The organism is Propionispira raffinosivorans DSM 20765, assembly GCF_000381065.1.
Classification (GTDB): domain Bacteria; phylum Bacillota; class Negativicutes; order Selenomonadales; family Selenomonadaceae; genus Propionispira; species Propionispira raffinosivorans.
The window spans coordinates 64,782-89,781 of the sequence record NZ_KB905848.1; the positions used below are offsets into that span (position 1 = coordinate 64,782).

Annotated in this window: 21 protein-coding genes and 2 tRNA genes; 6 read left to right on the forward strand and 17 right to left on the reverse strand. The window is 37.8% G+C overall.

The genetic code is table 11. The features are described 5' to 3' along the window. Positions 1 to 194 precede the first annotated feature (194 nt). Positions 195 to 270 (forward strand) — tRNA-Ala (locus F606_RS0109495). Positions 271 to 381: 111 nt separating this feature from the next. Here F606_RS0109495 and F606_RS0109500 read toward each other — a convergent pair. Then, complete coding sequence (locus tag F606_RS0109500) at positions 382 to 1,047, reverse strand: type 1 glutamine amidotransferase domain-containing protein (RefSeq protein WP_019553655.1); 666 nt, start codon at positions 1,045 to 1,047, stop codon at positions 382 to 384. A 171-nt stretch (positions 1,048 to 1,218) separates the two neighbouring features. Next, complete coding sequence (locus F606_RS0109505) at positions 1,219 to 1,827, reverse strand: TetR family transcriptional regulator C-terminal domain-containing protein (RefSeq protein WP_019553656.1); 609 nt, start codon at positions 1,825 to 1,827, stop codon at positions 1,219 to 1,221. 583 nt (positions 1,828 to 2,410) lie between these two features. On the opposite strand from F606_RS0109505, the gene F606_RS0109510 reads away from it, so the two are divergent. After that, positions 2,411 to 2,626, forward strand: a complete 216-nt coding sequence (locus tag F606_RS0109510; protein ID WP_019553657.1) for a hypothetical protein — start codon at positions 2,411 to 2,413, stop codon at positions 2,624 to 2,626. A gap of 64 nt (positions 2,627 to 2,690) precedes the next feature. Here F606_RS0109510 and F606_RS0109515 read toward each other — a convergent pair whose 3' ends face one another. After that, complete coding sequence (locus F606_RS0109515; protein WP_019553658.1) at positions 2,691 to 2,906, reverse strand: hypothetical protein; 216 nt, start codon at positions 2,904 to 2,906, stop codon at positions 2,691 to 2,693. Positions 2,907 to 3,149: 243 nt separating this feature from the next. On the opposite strand from F606_RS0109515, the gene F606_RS0109520 reads away from it, so the two are divergent. The 4 genes from F606_RS0109520 to F606_RS20920 all read left to right on the forward strand — a co-directional run bounded on the left by F606_RS0109520 (position 3,150) and on the right by F606_RS20920 (position 7,766). Then, positions 3,150 to 3,443, forward strand: a complete 294-nt coding sequence (locus tag F606_RS0109520) for a hypothetical protein (RefSeq protein WP_019553659.1) — start codon at positions 3,150 to 3,152, stop codon at positions 3,441 to 3,443. A 323-nt stretch (positions 3,444 to 3,766) separates the two neighbouring features. Further along, complete coding sequence (ppsA, locus tag F606_RS0109525; protein ID WP_019553660.1) at positions 3,767 to 6,157, forward strand: phosphoenolpyruvate synthase; 2,391 nt, start codon at positions 3,767 to 3,769, stop codon at positions 6,155 to 6,157. 161 nt (positions 6,158 to 6,318) lie between these two features. Then, on the forward strand, positions 6,319 to 6,942 hold the full coding sequence (locus F606_RS0109530; protein ID WP_281166763.1) for a helix-turn-helix transcriptional regulator: 624 nt from the start codon (positions 6,319 to 6,321) through the stop codon (positions 6,940 to 6,942). Positions 6,943 to 6,965: 23 nt separating this feature from the next. Then, positions 6,966 to 7,766: a pyruvate, water dikinase regulatory protein gene (locus tag F606_RS20920; RefSeq protein ID WP_281166764.1), complete on the forward strand. Its 801-nt coding sequence runs from the start codon at positions 6,966 to 6,968 to the stop codon at positions 7,764 to 7,766. A 73-nt stretch (positions 7,767 to 7,839) separates the two neighbouring features. Here F606_RS20920 and F606_RS0109545 read toward each other — a convergent pair whose 3' ends face one another. The 14 genes from F606_RS0109545 to F606_RS0109615 all read right to left on the reverse strand — a co-directional run bounded on the left by F606_RS0109545 (position 7,840) and on the right by F606_RS0109615 (position 24,979). Next, positions 7,840 to 8,202, reverse strand: coding sequence for an MmcQ/YjbR family DNA-binding protein (locus tag F606_RS0109545; protein ID WP_019553664.1), 363 nt, complete (start codon positions 8,200 to 8,202; stop codon positions 7,840 to 7,842). Positions 8,203 to 8,244: 42 nt separating this feature from the next. After that, complete coding sequence (dtd, locus tag F606_RS0109550; protein ID WP_019553665.1) at positions 8,245 to 8,688, reverse strand: D-aminoacyl-tRNA deacylase; 444 nt, start codon at positions 8,686 to 8,688, stop codon at positions 8,245 to 8,247. A gap of 298 nt (positions 8,689 to 8,986) precedes the next feature. After that, a complete protein-coding gene (locus F606_RS0109555; RefSeq protein ID WP_019553666.1) occupies positions 8,987 to 10,951 on the reverse strand; it encodes a methyl-accepting chemotaxis protein in 1,965 nt (654 codons plus the stop codon). A gap of 104 nt (positions 10,952 to 11,055) precedes the next feature. Then, the gene (locus tag F606_RS0109560; RefSeq protein ID WP_019553667.1) at positions 11,056 to 12,222 is read right to left on the reverse strand and encodes a MalY/PatB family protein; all 1,167 of its coding nucleotides are present in this window, start codon (positions 12,220 to 12,222) and stop codon (positions 11,056 to 11,058) included. A 33-nt stretch (positions 12,223 to 12,255) separates the two neighbouring features. Beyond that, positions 12,256 to 12,849: a DUF1847 domain-containing protein gene (locus tag F606_RS0109565; protein WP_019553668.1), complete on the reverse strand. Its 594-nt coding sequence runs from the start codon at positions 12,847 to 12,849 to the stop codon at positions 12,256 to 12,258. A gap of 14 nt (positions 12,850 to 12,863) precedes the next feature. After that, the gene (gene dcuC / locus F606_RS0109570; protein ID WP_019553669.1) at positions 12,864 to 14,222 is read right to left on the reverse strand and encodes a C4-dicarboxylate transporter DcuC; all 1,359 of its coding nucleotides are present in this window, start codon (positions 14,220 to 14,222) and stop codon (positions 12,864 to 12,866) included. Positions 14,223 to 14,233: 11 nt separating this feature from the next. Continuing rightward, on the reverse strand, positions 14,234 to 14,962 hold the full coding sequence (locus F606_RS20925; RefSeq protein WP_019553670.1) for a FadR/GntR family transcriptional regulator: 729 nt from the start codon (positions 14,960 to 14,962) through the stop codon (positions 14,234 to 14,236). 227 nt (positions 14,963 to 15,189) lie between these two features. Then, the gene (locus tag F606_RS0109580; RefSeq protein ID WP_019553671.1) at positions 15,190 to 16,143 is read right to left on the reverse strand and encodes an alpha/beta hydrolase; all 954 of its coding nucleotides are present in this window, start codon (positions 16,141 to 16,143) and stop codon (positions 15,190 to 15,192) included. 149 nt (positions 16,144 to 16,292) lie between these two features. Next, positions 16,293 to 16,949 (reverse strand): CatA-like O-acetyltransferase, family 3, encoded by a 657-nt coding sequence (locus F606_RS0109585; protein ID WP_019553672.1) that lies wholly within the window; start codon positions 16,947 to 16,949, stop codon positions 16,293 to 16,295. 214 nt (positions 16,950 to 17,163) lie between these two features. Next, positions 17,164 to 18,588: an ATP-binding protein gene (locus F606_RS23655; RefSeq protein ID WP_019553673.1), complete on the reverse strand. Its 1,425-nt coding sequence runs from the start codon at positions 18,586 to 18,588 to the stop codon at positions 17,164 to 17,166. Positions 18,589 to 19,152: 564 nt separating this feature from the next. Further along, positions 19,153 to 19,229, reverse strand: a tRNA-Val gene (locus tag F606_RS0109600). A 115-nt stretch (positions 19,230 to 19,344) separates the two neighbouring features. Beyond that, positions 19,345 to 21,744, reverse strand: a complete 2,400-nt coding sequence (locus F606_RS22305; RefSeq protein ID WP_019553675.1) for a bifunctional diguanylate cyclase/phosphodiesterase — start codon at positions 21,742 to 21,744, stop codon at positions 19,345 to 19,347. Between the two features lie 210 nt (positions 21,745 to 21,954). Further along, the gene (locus tag F606_RS0109610; RefSeq protein WP_019553676.1) at positions 21,955 to 23,469 is read right to left on the reverse strand and encodes an FGGY-family carbohydrate kinase; all 1,515 of its coding nucleotides are present in this window, start codon (positions 23,467 to 23,469) and stop codon (positions 21,955 to 21,957) included. Positions 23,470 to 23,785: 316 nt separating this feature from the next. Beyond that, positions 23,786 to 24,979: a pyridoxal phosphate-dependent aminotransferase gene (locus F606_RS0109615; protein WP_019553677.1), complete on the reverse strand. Its 1,194-nt coding sequence runs from the start codon at positions 24,977 to 24,979 to the stop codon at positions 23,786 to 23,788. Positions 24,980 to 25,000 lie beyond the last annotated feature (21 nt).

A 25,000-nucleotide genomic window follows, 5' to 3' on the forward strand; every position in this document is an offset into this window, starting at 1 on the left:
TTTTATTGTATTTAAATCCTATCACAAGACAGTATTTAAATACAATAAAAATCAAAGCCCCATAACTTATTTGCTATACAAATAACCCTGTTCTCTTAGAAAAAATAACCTTCAATTCGGAAATTTCTTCCAAAATCAACTTGTAAATTTCCAAAAACAGGAGTAAACTATAAAAGTATTCTAGTTTATCCAACGGGGACGTAGCTCAGCTGGGAGAGCACCAGGTTCGCAATCTGGGGGTCGAGAGTTCAATCCTCTTCGTCTCCACCAACTTAAAACACAAATCAATCATAAATATATACAAAAAGAAGCATCCTGTATTTAGCAGGATGCTTTTTTTGTATATATGCAATTATCTCGAATTTTTATCATACGTTTCGTTTAAGCGTTTAACTCTTTAATAATCGTTTTTGCAAACAAGGTACTAGACTGTGGATTTTGCCCAGTAATTAAATTGCCATCCACAACTACATATTCCTGCCACATATCTTTTTTGCTATAACTTGCCCCCAGTTTTTTCAATTGATCTTCCAATAAAAATGGCACTAATTTATCCAATTGTACGGCAACTTCTTCTTCATTACTAAAACCTGTAACTTTTTTACCAGCCAAAATGGATGTCCCATCAGCTAAAGCTGCCCGAACCAGTGCTGCCGGGCCATGACATACAGCGGCAATAAGTTTATTTTTTTCCATAAAATCTTGTAATGTGCTGGCCAAAAGATCATCCGTTGCCAGATCAAACATTGGACCATGCCCACCTGGAATAATCAACGCTTGATATTCATCTTTAACAGCATCGGATAAATTTTCCGTAGTTTCAAGAATTTCCTTTAGGGACTGCCAAGCAGCGGGAATTTCTTCAACAAGACTATTTGGATCCAATGGGCTTTTTCCACCCAACGGACTGGCAACCGTAATTTCATAACCTGCATTCGTAAATTCAATATATGGTACAGCAAATTCTTCCAGCCATAAACCTGTAGCATGTACCCCCTTCATTGAATCAATATTTGTAACTACCATTAACACTTTTTTCTTTCTCATATAAACCATCCTCATTTTCTTTAGCTATGATTTACTGGAACCATCTTATTTTCCACTAAAACATGCTTGATATTTTTTCTATATAAGTTGTCTTAAATTTCTATATCCCAGCACTGGCAGACTTATAGTTTAGCTGTAATTTATTTAATGCCTTCGCATCCTGTCTTTTGCCTAAGGTCGCAGCAAATTATTAAAAACAATTTCTAAATTCTCCTGAACCGGCTCAACTGATTTTATAACCTTCATTCGAAGTAAACTTCCCTGCCAAGAATCCCAGACAAAAGCCGCTAAACGGTGTGCCTCAATATCTTTTCGCACAGAACCAGTCTGTTGTCCTAAAAGAATCTGCTCAGACAAAACCGTTTTAAACTCACTAATTGACTCTTGCAACGCAAGTCGGCAGCCTTCACTAGCCTCACTAATTTCGGCTGCCAATGTACCAAGCAAACAGCCTTTCTTTAACGTCGCACAACGATATTTTTCAGTTGCTGCTAAAAATGAACTGTACAGAGCCTTCCTAGTGTCATTATTCCCGTTTTCTTCTTTTAAAAACCCCAACCATTCGCCAAGCGTTTTCTTTGCATAGTAACGTATAACGTCTACAGCAAAATCTTCTTTACTCGAAAAATAATTATAAAAAGAACCTTTTGGTATCTGTGCAACTGTCGCAATTTCCTGTATACCTGTGGCATTATAACCATGCTCTTGCAATAATAAAATGCCCTGTTCCAATAAAATTTGTCGAGTTTTCTCCATATCAGCACTCGATCTTCTCGCCATACATTGTGCCTTCTTTCTTTGTTACGAAATAAATTATCTGTTATGTACGTCTCTATATCCATATAATACGACCAGTCATCTTTAATGTCAATAAGAATTTTACAGCCTTGCAGCTTTCGTTTATAAATACACGTTTCATAAAATAAATTTATTTAATTCACCCAACAGACTATAAAACGCTTATTACTCCTAATAAATCTAACTTCTTCACCATATAAAATCTGCATTCAACCATCTATTAATTGTATTAAATAAAATGACAAAAAAAAAGCAATGTGATATTATAGGATTATATTCCTATTATTAATTCAATTTATTTCGTTAGAATAATTTTAAGTATGCCTTCTATATCTCACGCAAGTGGAAAATATAAATTCAAGAATAAAAGCATATACTATTTTATAGTATCACAATTCCATTCAGAAAGGGATACTATCCGATAATGTCTTAGCAATCTTGATTTTCATTTGTAATGATTAGGTCATTTAACCTACAACTATTTGATTTCGTATTTTCAATGATTTTTTTACTACAAAAATAAAAAACTCACCCTATCCTTTAAGGTGAGAGAAGGAATGTAATTATGAACTTAAACGAACCAAATGAAGCTTTATTAAACAGCCTGAACAATATGACAGTTCAAATAAGCCAATTAGATGAAAACAGGAAACAATTCCTATTAAAAGAATTGTTTAAACATGCAAAACTCTCCCCTGAACTCGCTTTGCAGCTAAATAATTTACCCCTAAAGCAAAAAGAAACCAGCATTAAACAAATTATAGATTCCTTTATAAAGTAAGAAAATATTTTATTTTACTGTATTTTAAAATAGAAAGTCACTCTATAGAAATATTTTAATTTTTTCATTCAACTTTTATATTAAGATCTACAATTACTCCCGGCTTCATACCATATCCATGATTCGTATCCATAAGAGTCGTCTGAACATACTCTCGGGGAACAATTATTTTATATTTCTCAACTTTAGTTTGATCTATCGTAGCAATGCAAGAGCCTGTCAGTAAATACTGTTCAAAATCCTGTATATTCGTATACAATTCAACATAGCCCTGAACCATATGACCATCTCCTTAATAATAACTAATAATGAAATATTTCGCTATAACTATGTTTTTTCCTCTAAAAACTATAATTCTTTTATTCAGATATGATTTTCACCTTTTCAAAATCAGGGCTAAATTCACCCTAACAGTTAAATACAAATTTTGGAATAATTGTCCATTGACATTGTACACTATACGGACTAAACTGAAAATGGACTTGGAACCACAGAGTCCAACAAAATAAAAGGAGATGTTTTGATGGAATTGCAAGGTAAAATCAGTCAATCGTTTATGTACACGCGTGTCGGAAAAACTCTCGGTCATTTTGTTATGATTCCAGAAAGTGGTCATTATCAAGGACAAACAGTAGGGGTCAGCATTACAGAACACACGAAAGAACAACCTGACCCTATGGATTTCAAGGAATCTCAAGAGGTTACTGTCCATACGCTGAGTGTACCAGAAGAAATAAACCCCGAACCATCAACGTGGACTGCGGACTGCAAATATTTCGCAACAGCAAAAGACTGCAAGATGCTTGTGCATCACTGATACGATTAACCAAAGCCATTGGATGAATGAATCCAATGGCTTTTATATTTTTACGGCACGTACCTGATTCAGGAAAATCTTCATGAATTTGTCATCAAATTGTCACAAAAATGCTTTATTATAAAACTTGAGATTAGTAATCCACATCTATTAATCTTATGTTTCTGGACTCCAAAGTTTCAATTTTAACTCCTTTTTAAATCGCACAGATTTTTCTGTGCGATTTTTTATATTTAAATTATATTGCTATTTACTCCTATTAGTGTATACTAATAGGAGTAAATAGTTTAATTAGTATACACTTTAAATAATGGAGGTATCTCATGGAAAAGGAAAATGCTTTGTTACTTTGGTTTGAAACAATTAATCGAAACGATGTGGATGTTGTAGGAGGAAAATCTGCTTCTCTCGGTGAAATGACCTCACAAACAGCTGTACCAGTTCCCTATGGTTTTGCCACAACGGCATATGCTTATCGTTATTTTATGAAAAAAAGTGGCTTAGATAAAAAAATATCCGATCTTTTAAATCAATTAACTGATGTAGAAAATGGGCCGCAGCTCCGCCAGATCAGCCAAAAAATCCGAACTGCAATTATGGCAGAAGAAATGCCAGCGGATCTAGCCGATATTATCGATAAAGCCTATCATGACTTAGGTGAAAAAAAAGGTGAAGCCACACCATTTGTGGCAGTACGATCCAGTGCAACAGCCGAAGATTTACCTGATGCAAGTTTTGCTGGTCAACAAGAAACGTACTTAAATGTTTGTGGTGCTGAGGATGTTATAGCAAAAGTAAAAGAATGTTATGCTTCAACTTTTACGGATCGTGCCGTATACTATCGGACTAAACAAGGTTTTGATCATTTAGAAGTAGCCTTGAGTGCCGTCATTCAAATGATGGTTTTTTCAAAAGCAGCCGGTGTTATGTTTACGGTAAATGTGGCCACTGGCGATGATACTCATATATTAATCGAAGCTGCCTGGGGACTTGGTGAATATGTAGTTCAAGGTATGGTTACACCCGATAGTTATCTAATTGATAAAAAAACATTACGTATTGACAAACATACGATTAACGAGAAAAAGATTCAATTCGTCCGCATGCCAGATGGCGGCTGCGAAGAAAAACTTGTTCCTACCGATTTAATTGATGCTGCTGTTCTTACGCCCAAGCAGGTATGTGAGTTAGCTGAATATGCACTAGCGATTGAAAAACACTATGGCTGTTATATGGATATTGAATGGGGAATAGATGAACGAACAAATCAATTGTGGATTTTGCAGGCCAGACCTGAAACCGTTTGGTCATGGCGAAACAAGGAAACGATACAAAAAGCAGCAAAAGAACTAGAATCAAACAGTAAAAAACGTGAAGTGCTGGTCAAGGGCATGCCAGCAAGTCCCGGACTCATATCAGGTATTGCTCGTGTAATTTGCCATCCATCGATGATCGACCAATTTAAAGATGGTGAAATTCTCGTCACTGAAATGACAGCCCCGGACTGGGTGCCTGTCATGAAAAAAGCGAAAGCAATTATTACCGACGCCGGTGGTATGACTTGCCATGCATCGATCGTCAGCCGGGAACTTGGTATTCCTTGCGTTGTTGGCACAAAAAGCTGTGGCATTGCCGGTACACTAGGCATAAAAAACAATACCGTCATCACAGTTGATGCAGCTCATGGCATTGTTTATGCTGGTAACTTAATAAAATCAGATGAACAAACTGAAAAGACGGTACAGCAAAATGTTACACCGTCAGAAACATTTCCCGTTACTGGAACTAAAATCTATATGAACCTCGGCGACCCCGATTTAGCCGAAAAATATAGTACACTTCCTTGTGATGGTATTGGTCTGATGCGAGAAGAATTTATCTGGACTACATATATTCATGAGCATCCCTTATATATGATTGAAGACGGTCGAGCGCAAGAAGCGATTGATAAACTTGCCGAAGGAATGCAGAAGGTTTGTCAGGCTATGTCGCCCCGCCCTGTAACCTTGCGGTTTAGTGACTTCAAATCCAGTGAATATCGTGACCTGAAAGGCGGTGACAAGTATGAGCCACACGAACCAAGTGCCTTACTCGGTTGGAGGGGTGCTTCCCGCTATTACGACCCAAAGTATACGGAGGCTTTTAAGCTGGAAATCAAAGCAATAAAAAAAGTACGTGAAGAATATGGCTTAACAAACTTGCATGTGATGATTCCGTTTTGCCGTTCTGTCGAAGAGGCTAGAAAAGTCACAGCCCTCATGGCTGCAGAAGGATTGCAACGAGGTCTTGATTTCAAAGTATGGCTGATGGCGGAGATCCCGGCCAACATCATCCTTGCCGATCAATTTAATCAATTCGTCGATGGATATTCGATCGGATCAAATGATCTTACGATGCTGGTATTGGGCTGTGACCGTGACAACGATACAATTTCACATCTATTTGATGAACGTAATTTAGCCGTTAAACGTGCCATTCGTCATCTGATTGATATAGCTCACAAAGATGGAAAAACAGTTTCGCTTTGTGGTCAGGCACCCAGTGTATATCCTGATTTTACAGAATTTTTAATTCATAGTGGCATTGATTCCATTTCGGTCAATCCTGACATGGTTGGCCAAACCAAGAAAAATGTCGCCCAGCTCGAGCAGCGCATTATACTTGAATCACTCACGGGGCGAGGTCGTATTGATAAAGAAGATTATACTTGGTAAAGCAATAATTTTATAAACTCATCACGCCCGTTGCCAGAGATTTACTTTGCAACGGGTTTTTGAGAACTTTTCAGCAAAATATGTTATGATAAAAGTACTTACTGAAAATCCCCGTATGAAAGGAGTGGCTAAACATTTCATTAACAGAAAGGCAACGTGCAATTGTTGAAATTGCTAAAAACGAAGGTCCTGTGACCGGAGAACAAATCGCCGAACGAACCCATGTCACCCGTGCTGCACTACGTGCGGATCTGGCAATTTTAGTTATGAGCGGCCTACTCGACTCACGTTCCAAAGTAGGTTATTTTTATACTGGAAAAAGTTTACTATCTTTTTTTACCGAAGAATTAAATACTATAAAAGTACATGAAATCCAATCTGTACCCGTTGTTCTTCCAACAACAGCAAATGCTTATGATGCTGTTGTTACTATGTTTTTAGAAGATGTCGGCAGTGTTTTTATTGTCGAAGGACAAGGAATTTTAACTGGCGTTGTTTCACGTAAAGACTTATTGAAAGCCGCGCTTGGTCCTGGTGACGATTTAGCAAAAATACCGGTCAAAATGGTCATGACACCGCTGGCAAAATTGATCGTAACCACATCCGATGAATCGGTTGTTTCAGCCGCCCGAAAAATCATTGAAAATGAAGTGGATTCACTGCCTGTTGTCCAACTTTCACCAGAAGGCGGTCGAGCTTATAAAATCGTCGGACGTTTGACCAAAACAAATCTGACACGGGTCCTTGTTGATCTAGCGGAAGGAAAAAGGAGTGATTTATCATAGCTGCATTACCTATTATTTATGTCATATCCGATTCAATTGGTGAAACAGCTGACACGGTAGTTCGGGCAACCATTAGTCAATTTGGGTTAGGAAATTTTGATATTGTACGTGTTCCCTATATTGATTCCGTGGAGCAAATTGATAGTACACTGCAAGAAGTTTCCATACAAAAAGCCTTAACTTGCCATACCCTCGTTTCGCCAAATCTACGCGAGGCTTTCAATCAACTCGCTCAAAAATATAATGTCGAAACGATAGATATTTTAGGACCCATGCTGCAGGCAGTACAAAAACTTTCCGGACTTGAACCAAAAAATCAACCAGGATTAATGCATTCACTCAATCAAGAATATTTTAAACGAATTGAAGCAATTGAATTTGCCGTAAAATATGATGACGGCAAAAGTCCTTTGGGTTTACGCAAGGCTGACATCGTATTAATCGGTGTATCACGAACTTCAAAAACACCACTCAGCATGTACTTGGCACATAAACGGCTTAAAGTTGCCAACGTACCTTTGATTCCTGGCATCACACCACCTGAAGAATTATTTCGCGTGCCGCCGCATAAAATTGTCGGTTTAATTGTCGATCCAGGTAAACTCAATGAAATTCGTACTGAGCGCCTAAAGGCCATTGGTTTAATGTCTGATGCAAGCTATGCGAAAATAGCTTGCATCTCCGAAGAAATCGAATATTCAAAATCTATCATGCATCAAATGCACTGTTTAGTAATTAACGTTTCAAATCGTGCGATTGAAGAAACAGCCCATATGATCTTAGAGCATTATGCCAAATTTGCCGAAGAACGAAAACTAAACTAATTGTACATAAATAGCAAGGGGCAAACAGCATAAACCTGTTTGCCCCTTGCTATTTACTGAAAAATTTTTGATTTTAAAAATCCGTAACATATTCTGCTTTCACCTTACGGGAAAGTGATTTAAAAACCAAATTATAGGAATGATCGATCAAAGCTATAATCTCTTTTTCTGGAATGCTGCCATCCAGAATTAATGTATTCCAGCATCGCTTATTTAAATGGTACCCTGGCGTAATACTTGCATACTGTTGACGTAGTATCGATGAATAGTCTATATCACATTTCAATGAAAGAACATTTTGATTATTCCTCCGAGCCATAAGTGCAAACATTTTAGCACCAATCTTAAAAACAATTACATCCGGTCCAAAAGGATAATCCTCCACAGCACCCAGTTTCGTCAAGCAATATGCATAAAAAACTTTAGATGATTGCATATTCTCACCTTTCTCAAACATACTTTAACAGTAGTCTAAAATTTACAAATGATCCGTATCAAACAAAAGTGTAACAGGACCATCATTTATTGACGATACTTTCATATCTGCACCAAATTCACCATGTTCAACATGAAAACCTTTGCTTTGACATTCTTTTATAAATTGTTCATATAACGGAATGGCAATACTCGGTTTAGCAGCCGCAGAAAATCCAGGTCTTCTACTCTTTAAATCAGCAAAAAGCGTAAACTGCGAAACAATCAAAAGTTCGCCGCCCACAGTTTCAAGATTCAAATTCATTTTACCATTTTCATCTTCAAAAACCCTTGTGCCACAAATTTTATCTGCCAGCTTAATGGCCTCTTTTTCTGTATCTTCTGGCGCAATCCCCAATAAAATTAAAAAACCTTGCTTAATTTGTCCATTAACAATTCCATCAATAACAACAGCTGCTTCTTGGACTCTTGTAACTACTGCACGCACGCTTATTTCCCCTTTATTGCATATTTCCATTGCCATTCTTGAAGCTATTTACTCTTGACAATTCTCTGTATAGTATAACAGATTTTATATTTGTACATGAAGTACTTTAATATATTTTTTACACTTAACCTTTTACATAATCCCTAAAAAGAAATAATAAAAAAATAGCCGCCGTTGATTTATACTTGTAAAACGAATATATATCAACAGCGGCTGTTTTTATATTTTTAAAAAGAATAAATTTTATTCCTTAGTATATTATTACCTATTTAATAAAATACAGCTTTCTTTTTATAAACTAGAGTTTAAACCGTTTAACTGCATCTTGTAATCCTTCAGCCATTTTCACTAAAGACTGACTAGCATTCGAAATCTCCTGCATAGATGCCGACTGTTCTTCTGTTGTAGCAGATACAGTTTGTGTATGTCCGGCAGCAGCTTTGCTAATACGGTCAATATCGCATACGGAGTTTACAATCGTTTCGCTCTCATTGGCCATTTCCTGCATAGCAGATGAAATCCCCTTAACTTGACTAGAAACACGCTCTACAAGCCCCACAATTTCAGTAAACGCTTTTCCTGCGGTATCTACTACTTCACTGCCTATCTTGACTTCCCGCGTGCCATTATTCATGGCCTCCACCGCTTTTTCAGTCTCATTTTGCACTTCAATAATCAATTCTGCTATTTGCTTGGCCGCTTCTTGAGATTGTTCCGCTAATTTGCGTACTTCTTCAGCCACTACAGCAAACCCTCGGCCTTGTTCTCCAGCACGCGCAGCCTCAATTGCCGCGTTCAGCGCCAACAAATTTGTCTGTCCAGCAATACCAGATATGGTTTCCACAATCTGACCAATCATTTGCGAACGCTCACCGAGCTTACTAACAGCTCGGGCTGAAGCTTCCACCGTTTCTTCGATCGTATTCATCTGTGTCATAACTGCTTCTACCGATTTCCCACCGCCGCTTGCCGACGTCGCGGCCTGCTCAGAAATAGTGGTCATCGTCGTAGCATTGGCAGACACTTCCTCTATTCCTGCAGACATTCGTTCTACAACAGAGGATGCCGTTTCGATTGTGCTTACTTGTTTATCAGCACCGTGTGCTAATTCACTAATCGTATCAGCTAATAAACCAATTGCCTGTGTTGACTGCTCTGTTGTAGCTGTAAGTTCTTCCGATGCGGCTGACACTTGATCGGACGAACTCATTATTCCTTGAATAATATGTCGCAAATCTTGACGCATCCGCTCCAGCGATACAGCAAGTTGATTAACTTCTTCCACGCCAGTCACTTGAATTTTTTGATTTAAATCACCTTCAGCGATTTTAACAGCCCCATTAACAAGCTCATTCAGTGGACGTGCTATACCTTTGGCTGTAAATATAGCTGCTGCGACCGCAATTAGCAAGACTAAAAATACTAAAATTGCCATAACCATTACACTGTGATAAATCACACTATTAATTTCACTTTTAGGCAGATAGGAAATTACGCCCCAATTGTAATTGTTGATGGGAGCATAGGCAATTAATGAGGAAATACCTGTCGAAGACATTCCTTCTTGAACTCCGGATTTTCCATTTATTACTGCTTGTGCATACGCTTCGGTCGCAATGCTTTCCTGCTTTTTCACCTTTTCCTCATCACGATGTGCCAAAAGCACTCCTTTTTGGTCAACAACATCTATATACCCTGTTTTACCAATTACAATTTTTTGAGCAAGTTCTCCAATTGATTTCAAGCTAACATCGCCTGCCAATACACCGACAATATTCCCATTCACATCCTTAATAGGGGTAGAAATCGTAATCGTTGGTGCATTTGTTAATTGAGAAATATATGAATTTGTTATATAGGTCTGCCCTTGAATCGCATTTGTAAAGTAATCCTTATCGGCTTTATTGTTCAATGAGCTATTCGTAGTTTTCGCAATTTGCATACCACTTTGATTCATCACATACATAGTTTCAAATTCCGGACTCTTTTTTTGAGCCACAACAATCATTTCACGAAACTTAGCCGCATCCATTGAATAAGCTGTCGGCGATAATGCCAACGTTTCTATTAAAGTTTTATCACTACTAACAAACTGTTCAATTTCCTTAGCAATTTGACCCGTAATATTTTCATTACTGCTAAATATGTTTTGCGTGGTAGCAGCAGCATTCATATATGTACTTACACTACCCACTACCAATGCAGCAAAAAAAGAAAAGACTGCTATTAAAATTGTCAAACGAATTTGCAACGTGTTTTTCATACTGAAGCCTCTCTCTCATAAAATAAAGCATCCTATATGTTTTTAATTTTCAACAAAAACTTGTCATCTCTTATCCATACTACTATTTTGTAAAAATTTTCCTTTTATAGCATATTTACAGATTTCTCTATTTGATTAAGTGCTTTAACTAATCTTGCGCGCGGGCAGGCAATATTCATTCTCATAAACCCAGCACCACCATCGCCAAATGTAGAACCTTCATTCATGGCTACCTTAGCTTCTTCAATAAAGAATTTCTGCAGCTTCGCTGGCTCCATATTCAGGTCTTTGCAATTCAGCCAAATTAAATATGTAGCTTGCGGGTGACCAATTTTTATTTTCGGTATTTTTTCTGCAAGAAACTTTTGAAGATATTCAAGATTACCTTCCAGATATTCAAGTAATTGATCAGCATAATAGTCACATTCATTATAGCTGATTTCGATTGGCAGCGTACCGAAGATTGTCCTGCCATATGCTTTGAGATTTTCAAGTGGTGCATAAAATAAATCATGATTACGACGATTTGGTATTACAGCTGCGCCTGTTCTTACACCCGCTATATTAAAAGTTTTACTGGGATTGACACAAACCACACAGTTATCAGCAGCTTCTTGTGAAAGACTCCCAAAAGGAATATGTTTACTTCCTTTATAAATTATATCTGAATGTATCTCATCGGAAACAACGAATACATTATGTTTCAAACAAAGTTCAGAAATTTTATTCAATTCCTCTCTGGTAAAACATTTTCCTGTCGGATTATGCGGACTGCACAAAAGAAACATAGTCGTTCGTTTTTGACTGAGCAGCGATTCCAGATTTTCAAAATCAATTTCATAACTACCATCTTCCTGTAAAATAAGGTTATTACCAAGAATATGTCTACCATTGTTCGGAATAATAGCATGGAACGGATGATACGCTGGCATCTGAATAACAATATTGTCGCCTGGATTTGTAAAAGCATAAATTGCATATACAATAGCAGGAATAACGGCAGGCGTATATTCTACCCACTCCGCTTCGATCTTCCAGCCAAATCTTTTTTTCTGCCAATTAACGATGGCTTCTTCAAAATTTTTATCATTGACAGGATATCCATAAATACCATGCTCCGCTCTTTTTACCATAGCATCAATAACCGGCTGTGGACACTTAAAATCAGTATCTGCAATCCACATAGGAATTACATCATCTGCATAAGTATCCCATTTTTTACATTCAGTACCTTTACGGTTAATCAATTCATCAAAATTATGCTTTATCATATATCTTCTCTCCTGTCTTTATTTAGTGATTTACTATACTTCATCATCTAATGGAATGCCAAGTTTTTTCCGCCAGTAACGAGAGTACACAGCCCCAAGCGGATTATGCGCGAGTACGCGATCTTTCGCGACAAGACAAGATACAGGAACAGTTGCCGCTCCTGTAAAAAGTGCATCATGTCCAACACAAAGACCTACTGTAATAAAAAATTCTACCTCTTTATTTTTGAGCAGTTCGGCTTGCATTAATGGATTACACATCGTTTCACGGGCACCTTTTTTAATTTGCTCTAAATTTAAATTTTCTTTGGCAACACCACAAACTTTACAACAAACAGAATATACTTCAAATGTTTTAGCAAGATATTCTTCTATCAGTTTGGCTTCCTTATTAAGTCCTATGCAAAAAGCTATGCCTATTTTCTTATAGTCCATTAATTTACAGAACTCTTTCGTTTCTTCTAACCGAGTTAGATTATTATAAAAGCGCCCCTCCGTACAGGCAGCTGCCTTCATAATATCCAACTGCTGACCAGTATAAGCATCTTTTACATCATCAACCGTAATTTTAGTACAATTTTGTCCTTCCAAATAGCATTTTTTTTGAATACATTTTGCACATTTCAATTAAAACATCTCCTCTATAAATTAATAAATATAAACACCACATTTATAAGTGCGGCTACTGCCATAGGAATTGCTGTTCGTTTAACAACTTGTACAGGTGATACGTCGGCGACTCCGGCAATGGCAACAATTGCCGCTGTGATTGGTGATACAACACGGCCAAAGCTTGTCATAATCTGCATTGGCAATACCAACGTAATAACATCAATGTGCATTACAGCGGCAATCTTAGGAGCAAGAGCCGCAAATGAGAAAAATGCTGCATTTCCTGATCCCATTAAAAAAGCACAACCAGCAATAACTATACAAAATAAAATAATTAAACTATGTATACCAAAACCTAAGTTTTGCACGCTCGATGTCAGTATGTCAACAGCACCAATTTTAGTTAACCCAGCAGCAAATACTTCGCCAGCAACAATCAAGCTGACTACAGTAGCAAAACTTTTTCCCATCCCATCGTATAAGTACTGCAAACTTTTCAAAACAGATCGGAAATCTTTGCTTCTTACATACTCAAAAACCATACTAATAAACGTACTTAAAAACATTGCAGTAACAACATCCATTTTAATCTTACTATAAAAGATCGGACTAAAACCCAAGATAAGAATCATCGGAATAATTGGTAGAACAGCATAAACAAGTGGTGGGCAGTTTTCATCTTGTTCCGTAATCTCAGTTAGATATTCATGTCCACAAAACCCTTCTTTTTTATCCCACCATTTTTGCACAAAAAAATGTGTAATACCAATAATTAAGGTTGTTATAAAAAAAATGGGAAGTTGATGATTTACAAAATATACAGATGGCTCTAACCCGCAGATATTTGCTGCCAGTATTGCATTACCCGAACCCGGGCCCACATCCATATATTGTGCACAGCCAATTACGCCCAATGCAGAAAGTTTACTGACACCAGATCGTATTAATATCGGGTACAGCATCACCATAAGCAGCAAACCAAGTCCTGCATGACTTGGTATAAACACAACCAAAAACTGACTGATAAAAAAACTGAATACCAATAAGATATATGGTGATTTGATATGTTTTATAGGCAATGCAACCAAAGTAAACAGAGACTTACTTGCACCAATATGTTCCATATACTTGGCAAAACCTGCAATAGACATAATCGTGAGCCCCAAACCAGCCACTCGCGAACTAAGCAAAACACTTATCGTATTAAAAATATCAAAAAAATCAGAACCACAAGACTGCTTTCCTTCCATAATCGGCGTATGCCCTAATAAACAGGCTGCAAAAAGAAGAACCATACCTGCTGTTAAGAGTACTGCTTGAGGATAAAACTTTTTAATAATCATATAAACGACCCAGGCAACAACTACTATTGCGATACTTATAGCCATATTAACACCATCTACTTTCCATGATTATTGCTATTTTTTTCATTGTCAATCACTAGACTTGCCTTATATAAATGCTCAGCCATTAACTTTCCTGCTTCTTCTGCCTGCTGCTCTCGAATTTTATTTAATAACTGTTTATGAAAATCCAAAGCGACTTCACTATGGCCTTTCACTGACAATGATTTTTGACGAGACAGCTTTAATAGACCCGAAAGATTATCATGAATACGATATAATACCCGATTATGTGAAGCTTTTATAATGGCTACATGAAATCTATAAGAAGATGTACTGGCATCACGATTCAATAACAAATCGCGTTCCATATCTAATACAGCCTCCAACATTTCTTCAAGTTCCTCTTCCGTTCTACGCAAAGCAGCTAACTGCGTCGCCTTCACTTCTATAGCGGTCCTCGCCTCAAAAAGATCTGGTAATAAATCACTGTCATCCTGCACAGCAAATTCAACATTTTCCAATAAATTTTTTGCTTGTATATTTTGAATATATACTCCATCACCACGAATACTTTGTACAATCCCCAAAAACTCTAGTGTCTTTAAGGCTTCACGTATTGGAACACGACTAACTCCATACAGTTCTGCTAAATCGCGCTCCGAAGGCAATTTGTCGCCTACCTTTAGTTTTCCATTTAATACAAGATTGCGAATATTATCTATAACTTGATGATATAAGCTGCCATCACCCTTCATATTCACTTTATTCAAAGGTTGGTACATAGTTTTACTCCTTTCTTTTGCCTTATTGGTATACCGGTATACCAATAAGGGTGAAATACAAAAAGATGACCTAGGAACTAAATTAAAAGAATTCAGTTTCAGGTCACCTTTGCCCGCTGTTTGAATTATCAAACTTATTACATGTTAACAGTTTTTATTTTATATGTCAAGTTTTTACAATAATAAAATACCTTTGATTTTCGATAAACTTCTTTGTTCCATTCCCCCTAATATCCACCATTTTTATAAATATATTGATCAATAAAAGAAAAAACTTTTTTATAGTAAGCGACTGGATCGACGTTCCGTGCATCGGCATGTCCTGCCTCGGCAATTTCTAATTTTTCCTTTTCACAATTCGCTGCCTCATATAACTGCAGCATCATGCTAAAAGGTGCCAGTCCATCCTTTCCGCCATGGATAAATAACATAGGTATACGGTTTTTATGGATAACAGCAAGCGGATTTGCGTCAGATAAATAATAACCTGTTTTAATTCTACATAAAACATTAACAAAATCCATAATTGGAAAAGCGGGTAAACCATAAAGCTTCTTCAACTGCAATGAAAACATTGTATAGGCACTCGTATAGCCGCAATCTTCTATAACCACTTTAACATTGTCTGGTAAAGGTTTTGATGCTGTCTGTATAACCGTCGCGGCTCCCATGGATACACCATGTAAAACAATGTCTGCTTTAGGATCGGATGGAACGATCTGGTCAATCCATAATTTCACATCATCACTTTCAAAATAACCCATACTAAGATAAATGCCTTCACTCTCACCAGAGGCTCGTAAATCTGGCATAAGCACATGATACCCATTTTTTAAATATTGATTGGCAATATCCAAAACACTATTTTGTGATCGGCCATAACCATGTACTACAACCACCCATTTATCGCTCTTCTCTTTCGGACTAAAATGAGAAGCGGTTAACTTGAGCCCATCAAACGAAATTTCCTGCCATATTTCTTTTCTAAAATCCAGAGCTGCCTGCGGCTTTACATTCGGATCTAATATTTTTTGACAGGCTGCCGGAATAGCCAATGGATCATCCGCATTGCCTCTTTTTAACGCAAAATCAACAAAATAATCTCCAATATAAGCTCCCCCTGCACTTAATAAAATAAAGAAAAGCAACAGCACTGCTACTATAGATTTTTTGTTTTGCAACAGATCCCCTCCTATAACCTTCTATATAAGTATAACAAATTTCGCCCTTGCATCACGGACTCTTTAATCCGTAATGGTCTGAAATTCATGCTCAATATAAGAAAAAATGGCTCGCATTTGCAAACGAACCATCATTTCTTTCGCACTTCTTAATCACATTGTCGCAAAAATGCTTCTATTTCTTTTTCTAGCAGCAAAAACACCTTGGCCAAAAGATAGCCATCCGCCGTCGCGTGGTTCAACCGCACGCTAACAGGCATCATAAGACGTCCATTCTCCTCGCGATATCTGCCCCAGTTCACGATCGGCAAAAAATAAAGGTAACCATCCGGCAGTTCCAAATTCAAAGAATCATAAAACAGCCATGAGATATAGGAGGCATCGAAGTAGTTTGGATGGTTCGCCATATCAAGACTATATTCCCGTGATTCTTTTGCCTGTACAATATCTGCCATACAACGTTCGTAAAAATTCTGATATTCGGGGAAATATTCCGTATACACGGGCGTACAGGTTTCCGTATCCTCATGGAAAATATACTGTGTTGGATTGATCTTATCATAAACGATGACCTGACCTGTTTCATACAAATATCCCAATCGGTAATCCTCACGCGAATTCAGTACCTTCGCGAGAATATACAAAAAATCAATATAAAACTTGGTTCCTTTTTGTTTTGAATAGACAACAAGTTCTGTAACATCCAATCGACTACTGATAGACACCGAACACTTACAATCCTCGGAAAAATGGTGAAATACACCACGTCGATAGTATTTATCCATATCTATTATTTTATAATTCATTTTTCCAGCCTTCTTTACTTAAAAATTTATCATCAATTTTTAAAAGTAAAACCGGCATAATCGACGACTATTTTAATGCTTCATGCAACTATCGTCTAGTTTAACCGGCTTTGCATGAAGCATTTACAATGCATAAAATCATAAGCTATCCCGCCCTTTTGTTCAATCATAGACAAAATTCAATGTCCGCGATGCTTTTCCCTGTGTTTTTATCTTAATGGACAATCCATCGGCCTTTCTTTGTTGAGCCCGTTCTTTCAAGAAATCCTTTTCCCTTCAATATGAGCACGTTCTTTTTTATTGCTCCCAAAGACAAATTCAATGCCAACGCTATGTCCTGCTGCCTCAGAATTTCATCTTCTTTCATCATATGCAACATCGAAATCTGTGTCGCATTCAAATCTTGATATGAATTCTCCACCACAGTTTCTTGGCTACTTTCTTGGCTACTTTCTTGGCTACTTTCTTGTTTCCGAAAAATATTAACCCGAAAACTATCTCCAATCTCAAGAAACTCAGGATCTGGAAGATGGTAATCCCGGCAGCCAGCTATGATCCGACTAATCCCGGTTCCCCACTCTTCAATGATCTTCATACGATTGAAAACTTCCGCAACGCCTTTGTTGCGGATTTTTGATTTTCCCTGCTTTATTGTCTCGATACTCAAATCACCATATAGCATGCCCGGTGAAGTAATCTCCACTCGGTCATCAAATACAGCAATCTGGATACAAGAATTTTCCATATAATTTCTATGGGTAACTGCATTCACAATGCTTTCGCGGATACTTTCCACTGGGAGCTCATAAATATCCTTGCGAACCAGACCGTCTATTTGAGCTCCGAGGTTAATATGCTTCAAGACGAACTGATATGTTTCTTCAACCTGCTCATACAAAGGACCTGTAAATTCTCTCTTATCGATAAATACAACTCTTTCCGTTCCTTTAAACCGAGCGCATTGTATGCGTGAAAAGCGAAATTTATCACTTGTCAGCAATACAAAAGCATTTGTAGCGAGAAGTTTGCCCTCTATCCGCTTCACAAGGCCCCAATTTTCAAGATGAAGCAACGTGACTTGCTTTATCACCTTTTTGGCTTCATCCGTAACGGCATCTTCCAGCATGTATTTACGGATATCACCGCACAATTTTTGCACTGCTTCACCCGTGATTTCATATCCTATACAGATCATTTCATCATACGACAGGTTCGATCCCTGCAACTCGAGTTCTTTAATGCGGAAAGCATCTGCTGGCCTTGTAGTTCCTGCAAAACGAATATATGTACCTTTATCCCGCCCCTGCGAGAGGATGTAATACGGCCGATTCGAGCCTGGATATATTTCAATGATCACGATGCACTTATGATTGATCGTTTGAAAGGAAATGTCCGGTACAATTTGTGGCTCGCACATATCCGCCACCGCATTGGCGATAGCATCCATAATTTGAAAAACGGAGGATTCTTCTACGCCAATCACGTATCTAGACACATCATCTATCCCGACAATAAGCTTGCCGCCAGCCGTATTGGCAAAGGCAATTATCGTCTTGATGTATTTTTCGCTTTTCTCTGGCAACTGCCGCTTAAATTCGATATTTTTACCTTCGCCTTTTAACAGTTCCTCGATTGTCATACGATCCCCTCCGTTCATTGCAACATTTGATTGAATTACCAACTATACCTTTATTGTAATCAAATTCAACCAAGATAGCAACTCTCTGTTCTCTTAAATATGCCGTTCTGCCTTTACCTCTGGCTTCTACATCTGACCGCTATTAATCTTGAGCACATCGACATTTCTGCCAGCAAACATTTGAATATTAACTGAACCATATTGCTTGCGTATCTATTACTGGTTTCAATAATTTTCTCTGCAGATGTTTCCAAAACATCTTTTCACTGACAGGAGATACTCTTCCGGCTATAATTTTTGATATGATTGAACTCTACGAATTTCGTATAGTTCGCTGCACTTTCATCGTTTTTCGCTCTGTATAAAAATTTTTTCACCTGACAATTTTTCCGAGCAAAAAATCATCTTCTTTTTATTTGTCCCCCTATATTCATTTTCACAAATCAAATTTTTGGATTGGCAAGATTGTTTATGCGCTACCATTTTCTTCAGGTAATTTATTGGCAAATTGTCGTCAAAAGGCAAACAAAAAAGGCTCCGCAATGAGCGAAACCTTGAATTTATTGGTGGGATTAACAGAACTCGAATCTGTGACCTCTTCGATGTCAACGAAGCACTCTAACCAACTGAGCTATAACCCCAATTATGTACCTTAGATACATGTGCTATTTTAGCATATTATCTACTATTTTGTAAATACTTAAATTTGTAATATGCTCCCAGCAATATTTTCAATCAATAACGTTAAGCTAGCAATTAAACTTCACTATGATCTGCTAAAAATTTCAATGCCGCTGCTTCTACGATGGGACAGCTAAAGATATAGCCTTGGATAATGTCACAATCCTTATCTAATAAATATTCCAGTTGTGCCTCGGTCTCCACACCTTCAGCGACAACTTTCATATTAATCGCATGTGCCATATTGATAACAGAGGCAATGATTTTTGCTCCTTGCACATCGCTTGTTATCATATCAATAAAAGACTTATCTATTTTAACTGTTTCGACGGGTAATTGCCTCAAATACGTCAAAGACGAAAAACCTGTACCAAAATCATCCAAAGATAGCTTTACACCAAATTCTTTAAGATGGGCCAGCTTACCAATAGCATCCTCCATCGACTGAATCAATACGCTTTCGGTTATTTCAAGTTCAAGCTGTTGCGGGTCAATCCCTGCTGCATTAACAGCATTGCAAACACCAACAATAAAATCATCAACAGCGATTTGTTTTGAAGATATATTTACCGCAACACGTATATCCGATCCGCCTTGCTCTGATAAGCGTCTAGCAAATTGGCAAGACTCACGCAGCACCCACATTCCAATGCTGTTTATCAGACCCGATTGCTCTGCCAGCGGAATAAATTGCATCGGCGGCACATTCCCGTATTCAGGACTATTCCAACGTAAAAGCACCTCAAAACCAATCAATTTTCGATCAATCGCAGAAATTTGTGGCTGATAAACAAGTGAAAATTCATTTCGCTCCAATGCATGCCGCAAACTACCAGTCAACCGCATTTTTTCATAGGCATCTTTTTGCATTTTCTCTGTATAAAAACGCCAGCAGTCCTTGCTTTCTTTTTTTGCTGCATACATTGCATTGTCTGCATTTTTAATGAGTTCTTCTGCGGTATCGCCATCATCAGGATAAAAAGCTATCCCAATACTGGCAGTCATATGAAATTGTCCGCCGAAAATTTCTTGTTCTTTCCCGATAGATTTACTAATCTGTTGGACAAGTTTTCGCACATTTTCTCGATCATACGCCCCTGGCAAAATCACAACGAATTCATCGCCGCCAATACGGGAAACAAATGCATTTTTACCCGCTCTATCACGTATCCGAGTTCCCGCGGTATAAATAATCTTATCTCCATAAGAGTGGCCATACGTATCATTTATCATCTTTAAATCATCTAAATCAATGAACAAAATAGAACCAACCGCACTGCCTGAGCGAGCTCCTTCCATTTCATTTTTCAACCATTCATTTAAAGAGTGTCGATTTGCCAGACCTGTCAATGAATCAAAATAAGCCATATGCTTAATAGTTTTCGCCTGCTTTTTCCGTTCCGCATCAACTTGCAGCACTTCGGTTATATCTTGATTTGTACCATAGAGTTTTATGATTTCCCCCTTCGCATCTTTGATATTATTGCGCCGAACAAGAATGTTTCGCACGATACCATCCCTGCGAATAATACGATGTTCTACGTCTTTAAGCGGGACTTTGCCATCAGAAAAATAGACTTGTCGTTCCTCTTCAAACATCCAGATATCTTCTGGATGTACAAACTCTCTAACATAAGTATCAAACGACATAAATTGTCCTTCACGAGCTACATTCGTACCATAAACAGCATAAAACTCATCGTTGAAATGATAAAGTTTTGTCTCTAAATCATATTCCCATACACCCAAGTTAGCCAAACCAGCCGCCAAAATCATCATATTTCTACTATCTAATAACACTGTCTCCAGCTGCTTACGTTCTACAATTTCAGTGTGTAAAGAAGCTAATAACAATGCATTGCCTAAAGCGAACGATGCCAGATCCGCGAAACGTTGAAACAAAGATAGTTCCTCTTCCGACAAAATCCGCTCCGGCTCGGAAAAAGCCAGTCCGATTGCTCCAATCATTTTATCTTTGTTTTTTAATGGAACTAATGCAACGTAATATATCGTATCAAAGATAGGATTCGCTAAACGCTCCGGCCAGCTATTATAATTTTTCACTGTGGCAACGGTTCCAGTTCGATAGGCTTGCCCAACAAGACCTTTCGTAAGAATACCTTCTTTGTCTAACTCGTTAAAAACACCCGTCCCGATTGTTACTGTATAAGTTCGTATTTCTGCATCCACAAAGTATACGAACCTATTTGGAGCACCGAAAAGATCTCGCACCCCATCCATTATTTTCTGCAATACATCATCATGCTTTAGGTCAGACATAAGATTGATAGCTATATCGTGTAGTAGATTGAGCACCGTATTTTGTTGATAAATTGCTTCTTCTTTTACTAATAATTCATCAAATTGTTGATGCAGCTCTTCTTCGGAAGCCGTAAGTTCCTCATACGCGGTCAAGAGTTCTTCATTCAACAAATCATTCGTTACTACCTCATTTGTTTCCTTTGCCTTACACATTGTTATCACATCCCATTGGTTCACGGTACTTTCTCTTATGATATTGAATCTTTATTGTCCATATTTTCCATGAAGATTATATCTATAATAAATATCTAAAGACATCTAAATCTTACAGGGGCAAGAAGCAATTGTCAATCTGTAAATATAATGAAGAGTATCAATTAAAGTTACGGTCAAAAAAATCATTTGATGTTTATAATTATTCACTCATCGACCTAGTTTATGCAATAAATCTTTTTGTTTTTCTGACTGTTGCTTGTAAATTTCAAAATTTTCTTGTTTAGGAATGTATGTATTGGTTATTTTCAAATTATTAGTAAGCATCTCCATCAAATCTCGGTTTTCATCCACGGCACAAGCCGCAATGATAGCATTTGTTCGTACCGCACCACTAGCAGTCTCCAACGTAATTGTCTCACTATTCATAACATCCGCTTTGATCTGGTTCCAAAGGGGGTCCCGGCTACCACCTTCCGTAATGGTAATTCGATCAATTTTGATTCCAGATTGACGATATGTATCGGTAATTTCTCGATAATCGTAAGCAATCGCTTCTAGAACTGCCCGCCATAAGACAAATTGATTGGTATCAAGTGTCATGTTTAGAAAACAGCCTTTGACACTCGAAAATTCATCATAACCACCCGTCAAATACGGCAAAAAAATCACATCATTGCAGCCCGGAGTCACCTTAGCCGCCCCTTGACTTAACGTTTCATAATAATGGTCATTTCCAGCTTGTTGACAGATACTGTCCTTAAACCAACGCAGTGCCAGCCCCCCCGTCCTGACAAATCCCCAATAAAAATAGGTGTTTTCTAGTGTACCGCTATTAAAAATCAGACCACTGCCCTTACGGCTTAATTCTGGAATAATTCCATTCGTCGAAACACAGAACATCGCACAGGTTCCCGCAACATCCACCGCTTTATTTGCTTCAAAAACACCGCTGCCAAGCATGGACTGCATCGTATCACCAGCTCCAGCACAAATAGATATCCCTTCCGGCAGCCCAGTTTCACAAGCTGCTTCAGCCGATAAAGTACCAATAATGTCCCAAGGTTTTACAATTTTAGGCATATAAATTTTGTTAATTTCCAATATAGATAACTGTGCATCGGACCATTCTTTTTCATATACGTTATAGCCCAACCCCCAGCCTGACATAGACCCCCAATCAATAAAAGCGTCGGCACTCTTAAGACCAGCTAAATTGAGCAATATATAGGGGGCATTATGAACAAACTTCCTGCCTTTAGTCTGAAATTCTTTATTATGAGTCAATAACCACCGGGCATGCAATGCTGGAAACATGCATAAGGGTTCAGCATTTCCCGTTTCTTTACCCCAAATTTCAAATTTCAGATCTTGCAGCATTGCCGCATCACTTTGCGTCCTTGAGTCTAAATAATTGATGTAAGGTGTAATAGCCTGACCGTTCTCATCAATACCAACAATTCCACAAATAATTCCATCCCCCATAATAACCTTAATGAGCCCCGGATCAATCCCGCGTTCATTTAATTGCCGCACGCACTGTTTCATACCCAATTTTGTCAAAGCAAGATATTCATTCGCATTCATATCAACCCAGCCAGCTTGTGGATAGGTCAAAGTTGTTTGATTGGATACCTGCACGATGCATTCCATATTTTCATCATATACTGCTACTTTTACACTTTGTGTTCCTGCATCAAAACTGAGATAATATTGTTTTGTCATTTGCCAAGCCCCCAACTCTTTATAACAAAAATTTCTTCATGATTATCTAAAATCTATTACATAAATTCGCCAAAACAGGTTTATATTCCTATCTGGTCTCCGTTAAATATGTTTTCAAAAACTTCCATAAATGACGATAGCACTAGATCAAATTGAACACGCACTGTCGTTTTAAGGCATAAAAAAACGCCCCATATTAAAATGAAGCGCCTATTTTGAAGAAGTTACCTCTAAAATTTTAAGCATATCAAGAAAATGCTACTCACTATCCCATCGCCAGCATACAACCACTCCGAATGCAATCTACTATATACCCTTAAATCTTCCTGAGTTTTTCTATCCCCTGCAATCGTTCTACGGCATCACGCAACGTAGATAGTTTTTTGCAAAATGCAAAACGCAGCCATACCGACTCCGCTGAATATATATGATAGAATCCTGATAAAGGCACAGCAGCTACACCCAACTTAGCTATGAGTTCTTTTACAAATTCAACATCATTTTTCCAACCTAAATAAGAAAAGTCCGCTAATAAAAAATACCCCCCCTGACTTTTTAAGAAAGGGATTCCAATATTTCTAAAAGCATTGGTTAGATAATTACGACGCTCGGTATAATCTTTACGAAGATCCTCATAGTACGCAACCGGAGCAGTTACGCCCTGTATAATGCCTTGTTGCAGCGGTGCAGGACTACTGATAGTAAGGTAATTATGTGCCATCCGGATTCCTTCTGTAAGCCAGTCTGGAGCAATAATATAGCCTAATCGCCAGCCAGTAACACTATATGTTTTAGAAAATCCATTGATTGCAATCACTTGATTCTCCATTTCCGGCTGTAACCAGATTCTTGGCAAAGGACGGTTGTCAAAACAAATTTCATCATATATTTCATCTGTAATTACCAGAAGATTATATCGTTTGCAAATATCAACAATACTGTCTACCTCTTCTTGATCAAAAATACGACCCGTTGGATTATGCGGTGAATTAAATATAATGGCTTTTGTTTTATTTGTTATAGCACTTTCAATTTCTTTTTTATTAATGCGAAAATCAGGAAATGTGAGCGATACGTAGACTGGCTTCCCACCAAACAGCTCCACATCCGGTCCATAAATCGTAAATGCTGGTTCGATTATAATCACTTCATCACCAGGATTCAATATAGCCAATAGCGTCGCAGCCATCGCCTCGGTAGCACCGCAACAAACGGTAATTTCTGTTTCCGGATTATAATGCACGCCATGTTTCTTATAGATTTTTTTTGAAATTTCTGTTCGCAGCTCTTCATTTCCCTGCATCAGTGCATATTGATTGCATCCTTCTTGAATGGCTTTAATCGCTGCCTCTTTTATACAGGCAGGTGCCGAAAAATCGGGCACTCCACCTGCTAAATCAATCGCATCATAACGCTTAACCAAAGGGGCAATCTTTCTAAAAACAGGTAATTGCAAACCAGTAATTTTATTTGATAGAATACCTTCTATTTTCTGTGTAACCGCAGTCATATTTCGCCTCCAAAATTGTTT

Coding starts and splice junctions, on each gene's coding strand:
- ppsA (WP_019553660.1), top strand. CDS start 3,767: ATGGAAAAGGAAAATGCTTTGTTACTTTGGTTTGAAACAATTAATCGA.
- F606_RS0109560 (WP_019553667.1), bottom strand. CDS start 12,222: ATGATAAAGCATAATTTTGATGAATTGATTAACCGTAAAGGTACTGAA.
- F606_RS0109510 (WP_019553657.1), top strand. CDS start 2,411: ATGAACTTAAACGAACCAAATGAAGCTTTATTAAACAGCCTGAACAAT.
- F606_RS0109505 (WP_019553656.1), bottom strand. CDS start 1,827: ATGGCGAGAAGATCGAGTGCTGATATGGAGAAAACTCGACAAATTTTA.
- F606_RS23655 (WP_019553673.1), bottom strand. CDS start 18,588: ATGACAATCGAGGAACTGTTAAAAGGCGAAGGTAAAAATATCGAATTT.
- F606_RS0109545 (WP_019553664.1), bottom strand. CDS start 8,202: ATGCAATCATCTAAAGTTTTTTATGCATATTGCTTGACGAAACTGGGT.
- dcuC (WP_019553669.1), bottom strand. CDS start 14,222: ATGGCTATAAGTATCGCAATAGTAGTTGTTGCCTGGGTCGTTTATATG.
- F606_RS0109610 (WP_019553676.1), bottom strand. CDS start 23,469: ATGACAAAACAATATTATCTCAGTTTTGATGCAGGAACACAAAGTGTA.
- F606_RS0109585 (WP_019553672.1), bottom strand. CDS start 16,949: ATGAATTATAAAATAATAGATATGGATAAATACTATCGACGTGGTGTA.
- F606_RS20925 (WP_019553670.1), bottom strand. CDS start 14,962: ATGTACCAACCTTTGAATAAAGTGAATATGAAGGGTGATGGCAGCTTA.
- F606_RS0109500 (WP_019553655.1), bottom strand. CDS start 1,047: ATGAGAAAGAAAAAAGTGTTAATGGTAGTTACAAATATTGATTCAATG.
- F606_RS22305 (WP_019553675.1), bottom strand. CDS start 21,744: ATGTGTAAGGCAAAGGAAACAAATGAGGTAGTAACGAATGATTTGTTG.
- F606_RS0109555 (WP_019553666.1), bottom strand. CDS start 10,951: ATGAAAAACACGTTGCAAATTCGTTTGACAATTTTAATAGCAGTCTTT.
- F606_RS0109515 (WP_019553658.1), bottom strand. CDS start 2,906: ATGGTTCAGGGCTATGTTGAATTGTATACGAATATACAGGATTTTGAA.
- F606_RS0109520 (WP_019553659.1), top strand. CDS start 3,150: ATGGAATTGCAAGGTAAAATCAGTCAATCGTTTATGTACACGCGTGTC.
- F606_RS0109615 (WP_019553677.1), bottom strand. CDS start 24,979: ATGACTGCGGTTACACAGAAAATAGAAGGTATTCTATCAAATAAAATT.